This is a genomic window from Paenarthrobacter sp. CAP02, assembly GCF_040137855.1.
In the GTDB taxonomy this organism is placed as follows: domain Bacteria; phylum Actinomycetota; class Actinomycetes; order Actinomycetales; family Micrococcaceae; genus Arthrobacter.
In genome coordinates this window covers 1-16120 of the sequence record NZ_JBEEII010000006.1, presented here as the reverse complement: position 1 = coordinate 16120, position 16120 = coordinate 1, and the positions used below count along the sequence as shown (strand labels likewise).

Genomic DNA, 16120 nt, shown 5'->3' with positions numbered 1-16120 from the left:
ACCGGATCATAACCTAACCGTCGTATAGCCCTCTCCAGACCTGGACGATATCCAATCAAAAGCACCTTATTCATGCGGCTGAACCAATTTCATTTCCGTAGATATCGTGCCCTCCACTCGAACCAAAAGGTCCAATGAAGTGGAAGCCGAGACTTTCAACAAATTTCACGTTCGACTCAATAGCGCGTCGAACCGCCACTAAGATGATCTGTCTGCCTTTGGAACGCGAACAATCCTCGACATATCGGTATAACTGCGTCCCATAGCCCAGGCGTCTCATATCTGACCTCACAGCCAAATAGCTGAAAGTGTAGATATCCTGTTCAACCTCGTGTTGCACAGCAGCTACGATTTCGCCGCCTACGAGTCCGATCGACCATGAGTTGCACCGAGCTACTAGGTCTCCCTTCCCTTTGCTAAGAACGGACGGCACAAATTGGTCCTCATAGACCGAAAATGTAGATACAATCAACTTCCACAGCTGTTCTGCATCGCGTTGCTTCGCAGAGCGGATTTCCAACCCGGCTGTGATCACATTAGGAATCTTTCCGGATCATGTATAGCTCTGAGAGATATTCAATCCGGAGGATGTCACCCTCCGAATGCTCGGTCACTAGAGCATTCAATCTCTTCAGGAACTCGCTACCGTTGGCGGCAATCGCCCGTTGGGCCTGAGTCGAGGACCGAGACATTCCGATGAAATCTTCAGAACCCAGGTTCTGAGACCAAATCCATGTTTCGTAGCTTGGCTGGGCATGGAAAGCGGCTCGGATCTCTGCCGAAAAGTCGAACGATCTGTAATCTCGCCGGTAGCCGGGACTCAGGTCTTCAAGCAGATCCTCGTAAGCAGACAAAAACCCGCTGGATTCATGGTTCCTGTTGTTCTGCAGCACCGCAAGGATTCCATCGGCGGACAAGGCCCTGTTCGCAGCCCGAAGCACGCGGGGACGGTCCATCCATTGCAGGGACTGACCTGCCACGATGAGATCAACATCCGAGCTGTCCTCCAGCACATCTTCTGCAGTACCAACAATCCAAGTTGCCCCTGGATGCTTATAGGCACCCAACGCCACCATGTCTTGCGATGGGTCCACTCCGACGACAAGACGGGGTGCCGGCAGAACTGGCAGCAGTCCATCAAGCACGATCCCGGTACCGGCACCAATGTCCACCACCACGGGATGGTTTGAGACAAGAGTCCTTGATATCGACTCGAGAAGCTGCTGCGGATAACGGGGACGGTGCCGCTCGTAGTCCTCCGCCAAGCCATCAAACTTGCTTACACGTTCCATTGGTTTCTTAGCCCCTACTGTCGTCGTCACAGAATTCGCAAGCACGATTTTCATATGCCATTTCTTGAGTGGGCGGCCTCATTCAGCACCGTGTTCAATAATCCACCGTTCTCCAAGATCCTTATCATGCGTTGCGGTGGAGGGGGAAACGATATCCCCTGATTTTCGTCGATAATTGCGTAGCCACCTGTCAAATCCAGGCGGACGGGCCTGCCTTCAATGAAACGGCTTGTATCAACTTCAATTGCAGGAATTCCAAGATTCCAGCAATTCCTGAAGAATATTCTTCCGAACCGAGGTGAGACAATTGCTCGGATACCGAGTGCCATCAGGGAACTGACAGCCTGTTCACGGGAGCTTCCGATCCCAAAGACGTCGGTTCCGATGAGGACGTCGCCTTCCTCAAAGGATGATGCAAGCTCTGGGAAACGGTTCTCAAAGACATGAGGAGCCATGTCGGCAGGATCCGTATACATATGCTTATACCTGGCAGGAATTATGTCATCCGTGGAAATCTGCCCTCTGACAAATCTTGCTTTTCCTCTTATCTCTGTCATGCCTTCAGTTCCTCGATACTCGGAAAACGTCCCAAAAGAGCTGACGATGCGGCGACCAAGGGTGAGGATAGAAATATCTCAGCCTGACCGTTTCCCATTCGGCCCTTAAAGTTCCTGTTCATGGTAGAGAGCACCCGATCCCCACTGGCCGGAACTGGTCCCTGCGCACCCACGCAGGGACCGCATCCGGCAGGTGTAACCAAGGCGCCGGCACGGGTAAGAATGCCAATAAGGCCCAGCCGAAGAGCATCTTCCATGATCCGCTGCGACCCCGGCGTCACGACCATGTGCACATCCGGATGCACGGCTTTTCCGTCCAGCATCCGCGCGGCTTCCTCGATGTCTTCCAGACGACTGTTGGTGCAGCTGCCGATGAAGACGTAGTCGAGGGATAGCCCGGCTACGTCGCTCAGGGAGGCAACTTGTGAGGGCGAGTGAGGCAGCGCTACGACTGGATCCAGTCCCGTGATGTCTACGGTGATGGTATTCGCCTCGTCCGGGGCAAAGACCGGGGACAGGACACTACTACTACGACCCCGCCGCGGAGGCAGGAACACGCATTTCGCTCCCATTTCGACGCCCATGCTGGCGACACTCGCAGCGCCATCTTCCGTCAGAGCCGCGGCCCAAGGACCTATCCATTCCACTGACTTGTAGAGGAAGGGAGCCTGGCCAAGCGTCCCCAGAATATGGAGAACAACGTCTTTCGGCCTGACGAGAGGATGCGGCGTTCCCACCACATTCAGCCATACAGTTTCAGGTACCTTTAGCCATGTTTCGCCACTAATCATTGCGGCCGCTATATCGGTAACACCCATCCCGAGGGCAAGGGACTGGTTGGCGCCTCCAGCACAGGTATGCGAATCCGAGCCCAGAACTATGGTTCCGGGTTGAAACCACCCTTCCTCCTGAGCTATGACATGGCTAATGCCGTCACCACGTCGCATGACCTGCACTCCGAGTTCCTTGGCGAACCCTGCTGCCTCCTTCATTCGATCGGCAATAGCAGCATTAGGCGCCAAGACCGAATGATCGAAAACGAATGCAACCTTCTCAGGCTCCCTGATGCTGGAAATACCATGCTTGTGAAACAACCTGGCGAGGGTTGGCGAGTTACCGTCCTGAACGTAAATGCGATCCACACGAACGCTGACCAGGGCACCTGGTGTTACTGCATCATCAGAATGCTGGTCGATAATGCGTTCAACCAACGGCTCAGGCGTGCTCATAGGAGAGTTTTCCGTTGACTATGCCCGTGTAAATGGTCTCCAAGTCCGACGCCGAGACTTCGCCACCAACGTTGTTGGACGCTTCACGGAGCGCTGCCAAAACGTCGGGAAGAACTGCGGGATCAGCATCTATTCCACGCTGCTGCAAAGCATCGATGATCATGGTGCGCCCGGAGTGCTTGCCCAAGACATACCGCCTCGTTCCACCGACGGTTTCCGGCATTATGGGTTCGAAGGTGTTGACATCGTTGAGCATGCCCTTGGCATGGATTCCAGACTCGTGAGAGAAGACGTTGCTGCCCACAACGGGCTGCCATGGAAGGAGGCTCTGCCTACAACCATCGGCAACGGTTTCGGCAAGATATGTCAGCTTAGTCGTGTCGATTCCGAGGTCAACGTTCCTGAACTGCTTTAGGGCCATTACCATTTGCGCCATCTCCGGCATGCCCGCCCGCTCCCCAATGGCATTGACTGTCGTGTGGAAATAGCGAGCACCTGCATCTAGTCCCGCGATGGTGTTAGCAACCCCTAAGCCAAAATCATTGTGACAGTGGGTTTGGGTGTCTATTGGACTGACGGCGGACACGGCGGCAACCCTGGCGGCATACTGGGCACTATCAAGAATTCCAACGGTGTCTGATAAACGAAGCCGATCCGCTCCCGCCTCCTGGACATGTACCGCATACTCCTGCAGGTATTCGATCGGAGTCCGCCCGATATCTTCTGCACTAATGGAGACAAAGCAGCCCCTGTCCTTGGCCAGCTTGACCATGTCACTCGCTGTCTTGAGCAGCCAGGTACGGTCCTTGCCCACGCTGTGCTTGAGGTGGATGGGAGACGTCGGGAGTCCGATGTGCACGTGATCGAACCCTAGAGAAATTGTGCGTTCGACGTCCTCGCGTACGCCTCGGTTCCAACCAATCAGGTGGACTTCGTCCTTGCGTTCCAACATCTCCTGCATCGCAAGAACGTCGCTTCCCCCCATGGCAGGGATGCCGGCTTCCAGCCACTTCACTCCGGTGTCGAGCAGGGCGTTGAAGATGGCAAGTTTCGTTGCCCGGTCGAAGGCAACCCCAGGAGCCTGCTCGCCATCGCGCAGGGTGGTGTCCTCAAGGATGATGTTCTGATTCATGTTGGATCCTATGCTTGTGCTGAATTAACGTAGACTCGGACTTGATTACGCAGGGATGCCTTCATCGGGTTTTCGCTATTGGGCCTGAAATAGCTTTGACCGCAAGGGGCCAGAACCGTATGCGGACTTATACACCCCGCGTTCTTGCAAAATTGGAATGATTTCTTCGACAAACGAATTGAGATCATTCGGATAAGTAGGTGGCATGAGGTTGAACCCGTCGCAGGCACCCGATTCGAACCACTCAATCAGGACTTCTGCCACTTCTTCATAAGTCCCCACAACTGCCACGTGACCCCGCGAGGCAGTCAGCCGTTGATACAACTGACGAATGCTTAGGGATTCTTGCCGGGCCATTTTCTCGATCAACCGCCTTCGGCTCTTGTTCCCGTTGGAGTCAGGGAGCTCGGGTAGTGGCCCGTCGAGATCATAACCAGTGAGGTCAAATCCTCCCAGGAGGTCAGCGAGCATACTGAGTCCCAGCTTGGGGTGTATCAGCTGCTGGAGCGCGTCGTATTTGCTTTTGGCCTCGCGTTTTGTTCGAGCAGCGTACGGTGAAATGCCCGGAAGTATACGAATTGCATCCGCTGGACGGCCGTAGTGCGAAAGCTTTTGTTTGACTCGCCTTGAAAAATCGATAGAACTGGATATCTGTGTCTGGGCGGTAAAGATGACTTCCGCGGTCCTCGCAGCCAGGTCGATACCACGATCAGACGTTCCGGACTGGATGATTAATGGGAATCGTTGAGGTGACTCGGCAACATTCAGCTCTCCGTGCAGGGAAAGATGCTCACCTTTGAAGCTCGTAAACTTGCGCTTCAGTGGATCGTAGAATTTTCCGGAATCTTTGTTACGTATTAACGCTTCATCCGGCCACGTCTGCCAAAGCTGCTTGGCAATTTCTACAAATTCATCAGCAATGTCATATCGGATGTCATGTGCGGGATGTGCCGAAAGTCCAAAGTTTCCAGCAGCTTGGCTTTTTGAAGTGGTCACCACGTTCCATCCGGCGCGCCCTTGACTGATGTGGTCCAAAGAAGCGAACTGGCGCGCAACGTTGTATGGGCTGTTATAGGTAGTCGAAGCGGTCGCGACGAGCCCTATATCAGTCGTAACCATGGCCAGAGCTGACAGTAATGTAATGGGTTCGAGCCCGACAACGCGTCCACCGAACCCTTCTTTGTCGTCATTGAAAACCGATGGAGTGTCTGAAAGAAAGATGAAGTCCAATAGTCCACGTTCCGCGCACTGTGCCATGGCAGCGTAATGGCGGATATCCAGCGCCCCATCCACGGGGGTATCTGGATGACGCCAGGAAGCAGCGTGGTGGCCAGTACCATACGCGAGGTAAGCGCCGATAATCATAGGACGATCACGGTTAGACAACGCGAGCACCTCCCAACCTGAGCCCAAAACCCCAGGATTCGCTTCCCCGTGAATTACCCATTGACATCGGCATTGTTCAACACGAGCTGCAAATCCAGGCAATGCGTCTCCGCGCGAGTTGTCGTCCCGTCCTCAAGGATTGCCTTGGCAACCTCCTTCATGGCCTTGGCTGACGCACGGAGCATGTGATTCGCGTAGATGACGACAGAAAAGCCGGCCGCTTCGAGTTCGGAAAGTGGCGTGTCTCCATACGTAGTGGGGACACAAACGAGGGGCACATCGGGATGTTTCCCCCGGAAATCCTTCGCGAACGCAACAACTTGGCCCGAGTCCGCGGCCCTGCTGTGGATCATAATAGAGTCTGCGCCCGCCTCTACGTAGCTGTCGGCCCTCTCCAAGACGTCCCGCATTGGGGAGTCCAACACCAGGCCCTCCAGCCTCGCGATAATCATAAAAGCCGAGTCTCGCTGGGCCCTCTTACCCTGCCGGATCTTCGCTCCGAACTCTTCCGGGTCGGCGAGTTGCTGAGGAACATGTGTACCTAGCAGGGAGTTGCGCTTCACACCTGTTTTATCTTCAACGATTACGGCGGCGACTCCAGCCCGCTCCATCTTGCGTACGATGTGGGCAAAGTGATGATTGTGCCCTCCGGTATCGCCGTCCATAATGAGCGGCTTGTCCGTCACAGCCAGAATCGGCCTAACCGTATCGATACGCTCACTGACACTCAGAATCTCCATGTCTGGCATGCCCTGAAGCGTTGAATCACTCAGGGAACTTGACCAGAATCCATCAAACTCGGAGCCGCGGTCCGCCGCCTCCTCCGCCAGGAGTGCAGCCAGGGGGCTGTGGGCCTCCAGTATCCTCAGAGGTCGGGCAAGACGGAGATTTTCACGTAGGCGCTTTGCGCCCGAGGATTGACTTGAAATTTTTTGTCCCCAATCAGATACGCGTCGTTGCGGTGGATTCCCATCGTCATCGCTCCAGGTGAGTGGACGATGTTTGTTCCCTCGCTGACGATACTCCACTTGTTAGTCAAATCAAAGCTAACTACCGCTTTTTTAGTCAACTGCGTGTCGATTTCTGTCATATCATTTTGGCTTGCTGTCAGCAGGTATGAGGCCGAGTGGCCGCCGACGTGCCAGTACTTACGGCGCGGAGAAGCCGCCCGGGCGTCATCTTTCAATCAGGGGAATTGTTCGGACTGTCACTGACGAATGGCACGCTGAGGAAAGAGCCGCCGTCGGGTATTCATTGCGCAGGAGCGGGCTCTCACGCCATCGGCCCGACTATCGTCCGAGCTCGCGCCTCCGCAGGGCTTCGATCACCGGGGCGGTGCCGTCTTCCGTCGCCAGTGCGGTGGCTACGCTCTTGGCGCGGCGGGCGTACGACGGCGTGCTGTTGGCTTCGCGTATTGCCTCGCCCAGGCGCTCCGGAGTCAGCTTCTTATAGGGCACCGGCTCCGGCCCGGCTCCAAGCGATGCAACTTTGGACGCCCACAACGGTTGGTCCGTGTATACAGGAACAGCCACCGTCGGAACGCCAGCCCGCAGACCGGCAGCGGTGGTTCCAGCGCCCGCATGGTGAACCACAACTGACATACGGGGAAAAAGCCACTCATGTGGAACACTCCCGACGCCGATTGCGTCATCCCCCAGGTAACCCTCAACGCCTTGGACGACGGCCCTTGTGCCGGCGCGACGGGTAGCGTCCAGGATAAAGCCAGGATCGATGTCGGCGCTGCTGCCGAATCCCACGAAAACGGGAGGCGGGCCATCTGCCAGGAAGTCCACGAGGTCTGCGGCTGGTTGCCAGCCAGGGTTTTCAGCCGGCCACCAGTACCCTGCCATCACCAAGCCTGGGTGCCAATCGTCCGGCCTGGGCAGTACCGATGGGCTGATGCCGTAAAGCACTGTTGCGTGAGCTTTCCTTCGGCGACGCTCCCCGGCCGCGCGGCTTTCCTTGCGCAGGCCCAGTTCCCTGCGCAAGCGGGCGCTGGGACCGTCATATGGAGCTGGCCCAGCAGAAGCACGCTCCCCTATGATCCTGTTTCCCACGGGGCCGAGGCTCCGGGCCGAGTTCATCAGGACAGGAGGGTAGGCCGCGCTTGGCTCAGTGGGCTGCAGATGGGCACCGATCGCCGGAATGCCGAGGGCCTCAGCGACGTCGTAGGCGTACGGCGCCACCGAATTGGCCAGGATCACGTCCGCGCCGGCCTCCGCTGCAGCCAACGTCCCTGTCGCCGCATTGTCCATGTACTCGCCGAGCTTCTTCCAGAAGGAGACCACATTTCCGGCTGATGCCTTGGCACCAGGCGCGGGATGCTTGATCAGCTCAGCAAGGTTTCCCGGCAGTGGCGTGAACTCGCACCCTGATTCCACCACCAAAGGCGCGTAGGCCGGGTTGGCGGCTATGGCGACCTCGTAGCCTACGCCCTGCAGGCGATGCCCGAGGCCGGCCATCGGAACCACGTCTCCTCGCGTGCCTGGCGCCACCATGAGTACGCGCATGTTTGTCCCCCTGGAGTCTTTTCCATCGAATGAGCCTGAAACCCACCTTAGGGCCAACATGTGTGCAAAAACCCGGAGGACGGCGGACCACAGAACCCCGCCCACTCCTTTCGGAATGGACGGGGTCCTTTGCGTCGTTGCCTCTGCCTTACGCGGTCGGAGCGATCTCCGGAATGCGCGGCTTGGCGTTGCCTTCAAACGTGAACTTCGCGTCGTCGCCTTCGCCCTCGACGTCAACCACAACGATGTCGCCGGGGTGGATGTCGCCGAACAGGATCTTCTCGGACAGCTGGTCCTCGATCTCGCGCTGGATGGTGCGGCGCAGCGGCCGGGCACCCATCGCGGGATCGTAACCACGCGTGGCCAGGAGAACCTTGGCGGCGGGCGTGAGCTCGATGCCCATGTCCTTGTCCTTGAGGCGACGCTCCAGGCGGGTCACGAACAGGTCCACGATCTCGATGATCTCGTCCTGCGTCAGCTGCGGGAACACCACGACGTCGTCAACACGGTTGAGGAACTCGGGGCGGAAGTGCTGCTTCAGCTCTTCCGTAACCCGGGCGCGCATCCGGTTGTAGCCGGTCTGGGTGTCCGTGCCGGACTGGAAGCCCGTGGCCACGCTCTTGGAGATGTCGCGGGTACCAAGGTTGGTGGTCATGATGATTACGGTGTTCTTGAAGTCCACCACGCGGCCCTGGGAGTCGGTCAAACGGCCGTCTTCCAGAATCTGCAGGAGCGAGTTGAACAGGTCCGCGTGGGCCTTCTCAACTTCATCGAACAGGACCACGGAGAACGGACGCCTGCGGACCTTCTCGGTCAGCTGGCCACCCTCTTCGTAGCCGACGTAGCCCGGAGGAGCACCGAAGAGACGCGAAACCGTGTGCTTCTCGGAGTACTCGGACATGTCCAGCGTGATGAGCGCGTCTTCTTCACCGAACAGGAACTCGGCAAGTGCCTTGGCGAGCTCGGTCTTTCCGACGCCCGTGGGGCCAGCGAAGATGAACGAGCCACCGGGACGCTTGGGGTCCTTCAGGCCTGCGCGGGTACGGCGGATAGCCTGCGACAGGGCCTTGATGGCCTCGTCCTGGCCCACAACGCGCTTGTGAAGCTCGTCTTCCATCTTGAGCAGGCGCGAGGACTCTTCCTCGGTGAGCTTGAAGACCGGGATGCCGGTGGAGTTCGCAAGAACTTCGGCGATCAGGTCCTCGTCAACCTCGGAAATGTCATCCATGCCACCGGACTTCCAGTTGCGCTCCTTCTCCGCGCGTTCGGCAATGAGCTTCTGCTCCTTGTCACGCAGCGAGGCAGCACCCTCGAAGTCCTGGGCGTCGATGGCGGATTCCTTCTCCATCTTCACGTCTGCAATGCGCTCGTCCATGGCCTTGAGCTCCGGCGGAGCGGTCATGCGGCGGATGCGCAGGCGGGCGCCGGCTTCATCGATAAGGTCAATCGCCTTGTCCGGCAGGAAGCGGTCCGAGATGTAGCGTTCGGCCAGCTGCGCGGCGGACGCCAGGGCGCCGTCGGTGATCGTTACGCGGTGGTGTGCCTCGTACCGGTCGCGGAGGCCCTTGAGGATCTCGATCGCGTGCGCAACGGAAGGTTCCTTGACCTGGATCGGCTGGAAACGACGCTCGAGGGCAGCGTCCTTCTCGATGTGCTTGCGGTACTCGTCCAGCGTGGTGGCACCGATGGTCTGGAGTTCACCACGGGCAAGCATGGGCTTGAGGATGGACGCAGCATCGATGGCGCCTTCAGCAGCACCTGCTCCGACGAGGGTGTGGATCTCGTCAATGAAGAGGATGATGTCGCCGCGGGTGCGGATTTCCTTGAGGACCTTCTTCAGGCGCTCTTCGAAGTCACCGCGGTAGCGGGAACCGGCAACCAGCGAACCGAGGTCAAGCGTGTACAGCTGCTTGTCCTTGATGGTTTCGGGGACATCGCCTCGGACGATCGCCTGGGCGAGGCCTTCGACGACGGCGGTCTTACCAACGCCGGGCTCACCGATCAGGACCGGGTTGTTCTTGGTACGGCGGGAGAGGACCTGCATGACGCGTTCCATCTCCTGCTCGCGGCCGATCACGGGATCGAGCTTGTTCTCGCGGGCAGCCTGGGTCAGGTTGCGTCCGAACTGGTCAAGCACCACCGAACCGGCGGGGGTACCTTCCGGCTGGCCCTGGCCGGAACCGCTGCCGGCGGTTTCCTTGCCCTGGTAGCCGGAGAGCAGCTGGATGACCTGCTGGCGGACCCTGTTGAGGTCTGCGCCGAGCTTCACCAGCACCTGTGCGGCCACGCCTTCGCCTTCGCGAATGAGGCCGAGCAGGATGTGCTCAGTACCGATGTAGTTGTGGCCGAGCTGCAGTGCTTCGCGGAGCGAGAGCTCAAGCACCTTCTTGGCACGCGGCGTGAAGGGGATGTGACCGGATGGGGCCTGCTGGCCCTGACCGATGATCTCCTGCACCTGCTCGCGAACACCATCGAGCGAAATGCTCAGGGACTCGAGCGCTTTGGCTGCGACGCCTTCACCCTCGTGGATCAGACCCAAGAGGATGTGCTCGGTACCGATGTAATTGTGGTTGAGCATCCTTGCCTCTTCTTGGGCAAGGACGACCACGCGACGGGCACGGTCCGTAAATCTCTCAAACATTTCGCCACACTCCTAGCTACGACGTACTTTGATGCTACGTGCCGGAGCAACACTTTTGGGGCGTGTTCGCCACAGGGGAAACATGACGGGGTTGCGGAATAAAACAGGCACTTCCCCTTGACCTGGGGCGTCCTGCGGTGGGATGCTGCCAAACCGCTTCCCGATCCTGCCTGTCACCAGGGCCGCACGGTATTCATTAGCAGTATCAGGCACCGCGTTGCCAAGCGGATTAGCCGCTCAAATCCCCGGTCACTCGGCCGGCGCGTGATTCACAGAATATTCCATGGTTCGGACCACCCGGCACTTGCACATACTGCCTCTTAAAACATCAATGCCCCGGCAGTAGCTGCCGGGGCGTTGAAGCGATGAATCAGGAATTGGCCTTTTGGTAAGCTTCCTGAATTTCAGCCTGAATACGTCCGCGACTGTTCACCGTGTAACCGTTATCACGGGCCCACTGCCTGATCTGTGCGGAATCCTGGCTGCGTGCCGCTGTTGCACGCCCGCGGGTGGCGCGGCCGGACGACGTCTTCCTGGCCTTGGCCACGTATGGTTCCAGGGCCTTCCGAAGCGAAGCAGCGTTTGCGGTGGACAAGTCCATCTCGTAACTGACCCCATCAAGGCCGAAGCGGACAGTTTCGTCCGCGGCCCCTTCATCCAGGTCATCGACGAGGATGATTTTTACTTTCTGTGCCATGAGTTGCCTCTCTTTTGGAGGGTTGGATAATCAGAAATTCCCCGGATTCCTTTGTTGATTATCGTTCACCGCAAGCACGCACGTCAAAGCACAAATGGATTCATCCATGATGGGAACCCATTTAGGGGGCTATTTAGTGGCAGGGCCTTCGGATGCCGGGCCAATATTCTTCGAATTCGCTTCCGCCTGGGCGCGGGCTTCCGCCTGACGCTCCGATTTGTCCGCATTGAAGATTGACTTCATGGCAAACCAAAAGATCAATCCAACAACAACCGACGGCGCCAGGACTGCGATGTACTCCATGATCAGTGTCCTTCAGGCTTCAACAGGGGGAACAGGATGGTCTCGCGGATGCCGGCACCGGTGAACAGCATCACCAGGCGGTCAATGCCGAGTCCGATGCCACCCATCGGCGGGGCGCCGTATTCGAGCGCGCGGAGGAAGTCCTCATCCAGTTGCATCGCTTCGTCATCGCCCGCAGCCGAACGCCGTGACTGCTCCGTCAGCCGCTCACGCTGGATGACAGGGTCAATGAGTTCCGAGAATGCCGTTCCGCGTTCCATGCCGCCAATGATCAGGTCCCAGGCCTCGATGAGCCGGCCGTCTTCGCGGTGCGGGCGGGCCAGCGGCTGCGCGGAGGGCGGGTAGTCGTACACGAACGTTGGGTTCAGCAAGGTGGGTTCAACGATCTCGCCGAACAACTCGACCACGATCTTCTCGGCGTCCCACTTGGGGTCCACCTTGACCTCGTGCTTTGCTGCGATGGCGAGCAGCTCATCCACAGTGGTGTCCGGCGTAATTTCCACGCCCACTGCTTCGGAGAGACCCGGGTACACCGAAATCCAAGCCCATTCGCCGTCGAGGTTGATCTCGCCGGCGTCGGTCTGGATGGTGCGCGTGCCAACGACGTCGGCGACGTTGAGGATGATTTCCTTCATGCGCTCGGCCATGACGAACTGGTCTGCCCAGGCTTCGTAGCATTCAAGCGTGGTGAATTCGGGGCTGTGGGTGGAGTCCACGCCTTCGTTGCGGAAGACGCGCCCCATGTCGTAGACGCGGTCAATGCCGCCAACGACAGCCCGCTTCAGGAACAGCTCGGTGGCAATGCGCAGGGTCATCTTCTGGTCGAACGCGTTCATGTGCGTTTCGAACGGACGGGCTGTGGCGCCACCATGGACCAGCTGCAGGATGGGGGTCTCCACCTCCACATAGCCGTGACGGTCCAGCGTGTCCCGGACCGAGCGGGTGATGGCAGCCCTCTTGTAGACCATTTCACGGGCTTCATCGCGCACCATGAGGTCCACGTAGCGTTGGCGAACCCGGGTTTCCTCGTTGAGTTCCGCGTGCAGGACCGGGAGCGGTCGCAGCGCCTTTGAGGCCATCGACCAGGAATCTGCCATCACAGAAAGTTCGCCGCGGCGTGAGGAAATGACCTCACCCTTGATGAAGACGTGGTCGCCCAGGTCAACCAGGGCCTTCCAGTCGGCAAGCGCTTCCTCGCCGACGTTGGCCAGGCTGAGCATCGCCTGCAGCCGGACGCCCTTGCCGTCCACGCCGCCTTCCTGGATCGTGGCGAAGCACAACTTGCCGGTGTTGCGGATGAACACGACACGACCGGTGACGCCCACGGTGTCGCCCGTGGTCTCGTCGGCCTGGAGGTGCGCATATTTTTCGCGGATTTCGCTGAGGGAGTGGGTTCGCTCAACACCCACCGGATAGGCCTCCGTGCCGCGCTCGATCAGCTTGGCGCGCTTCTCCATGCGGATGCGCATTTGCTCGCTGGCATCGACGGGTTCTGCGGAGGTGTTCGGGGCTGGGGTGTTTGCGGAAGTCACAGTCCTTAAGTTTACCGTTGATTACGGCTCTTCACTTCCGGGTCCTGGGATCCGCCCAACGAATAGACTCAGGCTGTGGAGACATGGACGGTTGAAACGAACGACGGCGGTGGGCAGCTTGAGGTGCACACCTTCCGGCCAGCGTCGGCTGCGGCGATTCCGGGGTCGAAGGCACCTGCTGAACCGGCCGGCGTCGTACTTATCCATGGCACTTTGGTGACCGATTCCCTTTACTGGCCGTTCGCGCGGACTCTTAGCGTGATGCTCGGGCGCCCTGTCCACGTTTACAACCGCCGTGGCCGCGGGCACTCCGCTCCACAGCCACCGGACTATTCAGTGGAGACGGAGATCGCGGACCTCCAGGCGGTCATGGAGAAGAGCGGTTCCGACGATGTCGTGGCGCACAGCTATGGCGGATTCGTGGCACTGCAAGCTGCCCGACGCTTCGGGATCCATCGCCTGGTGACCTACGACGCCGCGGTATCCCTGTCCGGCAATCTCAGCAGCAGATGGCGGCCGGAGCTCGAGGAAGCAGTAACGGCCGGGCAGCTGGATCATGCCTGGGCGCACCTGGTGCAGGGCCTTGGAACGGCCGGGCCCATCTCGTACCTGCCCATGGGGGCGCTGCGGACGCTCAGCGTATTGTCCGCACGAACCCGGTTGGGGCTGGAAATGCGTTCCCTGCTACCCACTGCTGTTACCGAGATGCGCGCGGTACTGGACGCCGATGCGCACCTTCATGACTTCATGAAGCTCTCCACCCCAACACTCATGCTCAGCGGCGGCTGGAGCCCCGCGTACTTCGCCGAGACCGGGCGCATGCTCAGTGGCGCCGTGCCGGCGATCGAGTTCGCCATAGTCCCGCTGCAATTTCATGAAGGTCCCCTGCGTCCGGGCCGTCGGCTCGCCGCCCGCGTCGCCCGGTTCCTGGCGGCAACCCATAGTGTCGGCCAGCGCACTGTCGCGCCCTAGGATGTTTCGGTGAGGGAACAGAGCATCAGGACGCACGACGGCGGCGAACTCGCCTTGTACACGTACGGCGCGGAAGACGCGCCCGGTGAACGCCGGGTGATTGTTATCGGCGGAGCGTTCCTCACAGCCCTGATCTACCGGCCCTTTTCGATCGCCCTGGCCAAAGGACTAGGTCCTGCCTGGGCCGTGGACGTCTACGACCGACGCGGCCGGGGCAAGTCGACAGAGCAACCCCAGGACTACTCCATGGCCACCGAAATTGCCGATGTCCGCACCATCATGGACGCCACTGGCGCGCGCAATATCCTGGGCCACAGCCTGGGCGGATCCGTTGCCCTCAACGCTGCCCAGGCTTTCGCCGGCACCCGTCACGAACCGGACAAACTGGCGGTCTACGACGCCGCCGTGAACATCGACGGGAGCATGGACACAGACTGGCTGGACGGATTCGCTGATGCCGTCGACAAAGGCGAGGTAGGCCGGGCGCTGGCCCGGATGAAGCGTGGAATGAACCAGGGAACCGCCCTTGCGAAGGTCCCTGAGCCAGTCCTGGCGGGGTTGATGGCCATCGCCTCGCACACCAAAGTCAACCAGCTGTTCCGTGACCTCATGCCATCAGGCGTCGGCGAACTGAAGGCAGCGTTCGAAGCCGCCGACACACCCCGGGACTTCTCCGTGTTGCCATCCACGACTCACTTCATGGTGGGAAAGAAGAGTCCGAAGTTCTACAAGGTCGCCGCGTCACGCTTGAACAGGGCGGTGCCGGGCAGCACTTTGGAAGTTTCGCCGAAAGGATTCCACGGCTCTGTTCCGGCAGCGGTCAAGGAACTTGTCTCGGATATCTCCGCGTACTTCACGCGCTGACGGTTTTCCACATATGGACAGGCGTAGTGCCTGCTTTCAGGTGGCTCGGTTAGGCTCAAGTCATGACGCGCGACATCATCATGACCCCAGACGGCGGACACCTCGAAGTACTCACCACCGGTGGTGAGCTGACTTCGGCAGGATCCGGCGTGGTAGTTGTTCCGGCTTCCATGGTTACCGCTTCCGATTACACCCGGTTTGCCCAGAAATTGAGCGAAGCCCTGGGCAGGCCCGTGCACACGTTCAACCGTCGCGGACGCGGTGACTCGTCACCGCAAGCCGATGACTACACATTGGAAGCCGACATCCGGGACCTGGAGGCGGTCATGAAACATACCTCCAGCACGGATGTCTTTGGACACAGCTTCGGTGGAGCCGTAGCACTCCACGCGGCGCGGACGCTTCCGGTGGAACGGTTGGCTGTCTATGACCCGGCCGTGTCCGTCAACCACAGCGTCAAGGCCGAATGGGCACCGGAATATGAACGCGCGGCGGCGGCCGGGGACTACGATCGAGCCCTCGCGGTACTGATCAAGGGAGTGGAAACGGAAGGCGCCCTCGGGCGCATGCCCCTGTCCATGCTGACCCTGGCCAACAAGCTGACTGCAGGCACGCCCATGGGCAAACAGATGCGCGAGCTCATGACCAGCGGCGTGCGGGAAATCAAAGCCGTCATCGCTGCAGACATGCCCGCTGAGCCGTTTCTGGAACTCCCCTTGGAAACGCTGATCGTAGTGGGCGAAAAGAGCCCTGCCTACTTCGGTGTTGCCTGCGGCCAAATCCACGACGTCTTGTCAGGGTCGAGTTACACCATACTCGCCGGCTTCGGGCACGATGGCCCTAATAAGGCGCCGGACAAGCTGATCTCGGAGTTGTCGGAGTTCTTCTCCGGCTAACCCTCACCCCCTGGTGCCGGCTCGGACAACCTTCGCGGCTGGTGCTGGGGTGTTTGGTGGTTTAATGTGGGAGACCCCCCGACCCGTGTGGGTTGGGGGGTCTCGACCT

Annotated in this window: 16 protein-coding genes; 3 read left to right on the top strand and 13 right to left on the bottom strand. The window is 59.3% G+C overall.

Features of this window, described 5'->3' with window-relative positions; genetic code table 11:
* Positions 1 to 70: 70 nt before the first annotated feature.
* From ABHM97_RS21495 to lysS, 13 genes are all read right to left on the bottom strand, one after another.
* The gene (locus ABHM97_RS21495; protein ID WP_502921285.1) at positions 71 to 433 is read right to left on the bottom strand and encodes a GNAT family N-acetyltransferase; all 363 of its coding nucleotides are present in this window, start codon (positions 431 to 433) and stop codon (positions 71 to 73) included.
* Between the two features lie 103 nt (positions 434 to 536).
* Entirely contained in the window at positions 537 to 1346 is an 810-nt protein-coding gene (locus tag ABHM97_RS11625; protein WP_235520361.1) for a class I SAM-dependent methyltransferase, read from the bottom strand.
* Positions 1343 to 1849: a LeuD/DmdB family oxidoreductase small subunit gene (locus ABHM97_RS11620; protein ID WP_235520362.1), complete on the bottom strand. Its 507-nt coding sequence runs from the start codon at positions 1847 to 1849 to the stop codon at positions 1343 to 1345. The genes ABHM97_RS11625 and ABHM97_RS11620 overlap by 4 nt, the downstream gene beginning before the upstream one ends.
* The gene (locus ABHM97_RS11615; RefSeq protein ID WP_235520363.1) at positions 1846 to 3078 is read right to left on the bottom strand and encodes a 3-isopropylmalate dehydratase large subunit; all 1233 of its coding nucleotides are present in this window, start codon (positions 3076 to 3078) and stop codon (positions 1846 to 1848) included. Before ABHM97_RS11615 ends, ABHM97_RS11620 begins: the two co-directional genes overlap by 4 nt.
* Positions 3065 to 4210, bottom strand: coding sequence for a hydroxymethylglutaryl-CoA lyase-like TIM-barrel protein (locus ABHM97_RS11610; RefSeq protein ID WP_257370324.1), 1146 nt, complete (start codon positions 4208 to 4210; stop codon positions 3065 to 3067). The genes ABHM97_RS11615 and ABHM97_RS11610 overlap by 14 nt, the downstream gene beginning before the upstream one ends.
* A gap of 75 nt (positions 4211 to 4285) precedes the next feature.
* Positions 4286 to 5596 carry an LLM class flavin-dependent oxidoreductase gene (locus ABHM97_RS11605; RefSeq protein ID WP_349470777.1) on the bottom strand — a complete coding sequence of 437 codons (1311 nt, stop codon included), beginning with the start codon at positions 5594 to 5596 and terminating at the stop codon, positions 4286 to 4288.
* 53 nt (positions 5597 to 5649) lie between these two features.
* Positions 5650 to 6438 carry a phosphoenolpyruvate mutase gene (gene aepX, locus ABHM97_RS11600; protein ID WP_349471076.1) on the bottom strand — a complete coding sequence of 263 codons (789 nt, stop codon included), beginning with the start codon at positions 6436 to 6438 and terminating at the stop codon, positions 5650 to 5652.
* 23 nt (positions 6439 to 6461) lie between these two features.
* The gene (locus tag ABHM97_RS11595; RefSeq protein ID WP_235520380.1) at positions 6462 to 6782 is read right to left on the bottom strand and encodes a hypothetical protein; all 321 of its coding nucleotides are present in this window, start codon (positions 6780 to 6782) and stop codon (positions 6462 to 6464) included.
* A 103-nt stretch (positions 6783 to 6885) separates the two neighbouring features.
* On the bottom strand, positions 6886 to 8106 hold the full coding sequence (locus ABHM97_RS11590) for a glycosyltransferase (RefSeq protein ID WP_349470776.1): 1221 nt from the start codon (positions 8104 to 8106) through the stop codon (positions 6886 to 6888).
* A 148-nt stretch (positions 8107 to 8254) separates the two neighbouring features.
* Positions 8255 to 10747 carry an ATP-dependent Clp protease ATP-binding subunit gene (locus ABHM97_RS11585; RefSeq protein ID WP_235520367.1) on the bottom strand — a complete coding sequence of 831 codons (2493 nt, stop codon included), beginning with the start codon at positions 10745 to 10747 and terminating at the stop codon, positions 8255 to 8257.
* Positions 10748 to 11117: 370 nt separating this feature from the next.
* Positions 11118 to 11444, bottom strand: coding sequence for a histone-like nucleoid-structuring protein Lsr2 (locus tag ABHM97_RS11580; protein ID WP_211711044.1), 327 nt, complete (start codon positions 11442 to 11444; stop codon positions 11118 to 11120).
* Positions 11445 to 11573: 129 nt separating this feature from the next.
* Positions 11574 to 11747: a hypothetical protein gene (locus ABHM97_RS11575; RefSeq protein WP_235520368.1), complete on the bottom strand. Its 174-nt coding sequence runs from the start codon at positions 11745 to 11747 to the stop codon at positions 11574 to 11576.
* Positions 11748 to 11749: 2 nt separating this feature from the next.
* Positions 11750 to 13279: a lysine--tRNA ligase gene (lysS, locus tag ABHM97_RS11570; protein WP_349470775.1), complete on the bottom strand. Its 1530-nt coding sequence runs from the start codon at positions 13277 to 13279 to the stop codon at positions 11750 to 11752.
* 75 nt (positions 13280 to 13354) lie between these two features.
* Here lysS and ABHM97_RS11565 point away from each other — a divergent pair, with 75 nt between their 5' ends.
* The 3 genes from ABHM97_RS11565 (at position 13355) to ABHM97_RS11555 (ending at position 16011) form a co-directional block, all read left to right on the top strand.
* Positions 13355 to 14251, top strand: coding sequence for an alpha/beta fold hydrolase (locus ABHM97_RS11565; protein ID WP_235520370.1), 897 nt, complete (start codon positions 13355 to 13357; stop codon positions 14249 to 14251).
* A gap of 9 nt (positions 14252 to 14260) precedes the next feature.
* Positions 14261 to 15115, top strand: coding sequence for an alpha/beta fold hydrolase (locus ABHM97_RS11560; protein WP_349470774.1), 855 nt, complete (start codon positions 14261 to 14263; stop codon positions 15113 to 15115).
* Positions 15116 to 15177: 62 nt separating this feature from the next.
* Complete coding sequence (locus ABHM97_RS11555) at positions 15178 to 16011, top strand: alpha/beta fold hydrolase (protein ID WP_235520372.1); 834 nt, start codon at positions 15178 to 15180, stop codon at positions 16009 to 16011.
* Positions 16012 to 16120 lie beyond the last annotated feature (109 nt).

What these genes read in the sequence shown, in the direction of transcription:
- ABHM97_RS11625 (WP_235520361.1), bottom strand. Translation starts at nt 1,346, where the DNA reads ATGAAAATCGTGCTTGCGAATTCTGTGACGACGACAGTAGGGGCTAAG.
- ABHM97_RS11620 (WP_235520362.1), bottom strand. Translation starts at nt 1,849, where the DNA reads ATGACAGAGATAAGAGGAAAAGCAAGATTTGTCAGAGGGCAGATTTCC.
- ABHM97_RS11615 (WP_235520363.1), bottom strand. Translation starts at nt 3,078, where the DNA reads ATGAGCACGCCTGAGCCGTTGGTTGAACGCATTATCGACCAGCATTCT.
- ABHM97_RS11610 (WP_257370324.1), bottom strand. Translation starts at nt 4,210, where the DNA reads ATGAATCAGAACATCATCCTTGAGGACACCACCCTGCGCGATGGCGAG.
- ABHM97_RS11590 (WP_349470776.1), bottom strand. Translation starts at nt 8,106, where the DNA reads ATGCGCGTACTCATGGTGGCGCCAGGCACGCGAGGAGACGTGGTTCCG.
- ABHM97_RS11585 (WP_235520367.1), bottom strand. Translation starts at nt 10,747, where the DNA reads ATGTTTGAGAGATTTACGGACCGTGCCCGTCGCGTGGTCGTCCTTGCC.
- ABHM97_RS11580 (WP_211711044.1), bottom strand. Translation starts at nt 11,444, where the DNA reads ATGGCACAGAAAGTAAAAATCATCCTCGTCGATGACCTGGATGAAGGG.
- ABHM97_RS11575 (WP_235520368.1), bottom strand. Translation starts at nt 11,747, where the DNA reads ATGGAGTACATCGCAGTCCTGGCGCCGTCGGTTGTTGTTGGATTGATC.
- ABHM97_RS11555 (WP_235520372.1), top strand. Translation starts at nt 15,178, where the DNA reads ATGACGCGCGACATCATCATGACCCCAGACGGCGGACACCTCGAAGTA.